Annotated in this window: 1 protein-coding gene; it reads left to right on the top strand. The window is 42.0% G+C overall.

Annotation, left to right across the window (positions count from 1 at the left end; genetic code table 11):
• Positions 1 to 1,135 (top strand): hypothetical protein (locus N1032_RS23465; RefSeq protein ID WP_259542771.1); only part of this gene is annotated, 1,135 nt, incomplete at its 5' end.
• Positions 1,136 to 1,166: the final 31 nt, after the last annotated feature.

The raw sequence follows: 1,166 nt of genomic DNA, 5'->3' as shown, positions 1-1,166 counted from the left end.
ATCATACATAGCAAACAAGCCAGATAACGCGCTTTCACAGGTTAAAGACCTAAACGATGTCAAGGCGGCAATCAACGCGGCAATAGCGGCGGCAAATGCTAAATTGACTACAACGACAGACAAGACGCAAGAATTGGAAACAAGAGTGGCAACACTTGAAGCGCTTGAATTTGCCGAAGAGATTGAGGAATTCAGCACAAACACATTAAACGATGCCGGTTCTACTGCCGACCTTGGAATTTTGGACTTGTCAAAATTCACATTGCCAGACCCAAGCGACAACACGAAGACGATTCCGAAATTCTTCTTTAACGTTCTTAAAGCACAATGGGCATTTAGATTCATTTATACAGACCCACAAACAAACGTGGTGACTCAATACAATCGAACATTTACGCAAGACGGAAGCGACACGTTCACGATTGACGGAACAACCTTCAAAATATTCATACCTGCAGCCGGACAACCAAACGCCGGAAAATTGACAGCGCAAAGAATTTCAGGAGTTAGGGTTGCGGCAAACACTCTGAAAGTCGATGAAATTTTTGAAAGGTCAGAAGGACAAACCGGTTCAGCGCTAATTCTTGCTATTGCTAAAATTGAACTTGCCCTTGCGCTTGAAATTCAAAAGGTCGATAACGCAAAAATGAATAAAGATTTCAGCAATGCAGATAAAATTTATAACAATAAAATAATCAAAATTGGAGATGGCATTTTAGACCCAAATGGCAAAGATGGGCAACTTGATATTGAGTTAGGGCAATTAAGTGGGAATCGTTTTCTTGTTGGTGAAAAGAATGGATTGAAAAACAGCTTTAGAATTGACGCAGGACATGGTGATAATGTAGTTACTGGTTCGGTCGTGTTAAAAGGTGAAAAAATGGAAATTGGTTCAAATGCCGACAAGGGAAAACTAATCGCCGGAAACGACGAGGCAAAATTTGACGAAATCATCAAAACGACAAATAAACTATTTCATCTACTGCAAACACAAGCGGCCGACGCCGGCAAGGTAATCAAGGTTAACGCTGCAGGTGACGGGTTCGAACTTGGCGACGTTGCCGCCGGAGGCGGTGGTGGAGCAGGACTTCCTACAAGAAAAGATATAACCGCTACTTATGCTACGAGAAAGTGAAATGTTAATGACGCTGGAAAGAAAGTGTATA

This window comes from Herbiconiux daphne (assembly GCF_024979295.1).
Taxonomy (GTDB): domain Bacteria; phylum Actinomycetota; class Actinomycetes; order Actinomycetales; family Microbacteriaceae; genus Herbiconiux; species Herbiconiux daphnes.
Note: the sequence above shows the minus strand (reverse complement) of the source record. Positions and strands in the feature narration are given on the sequence as shown.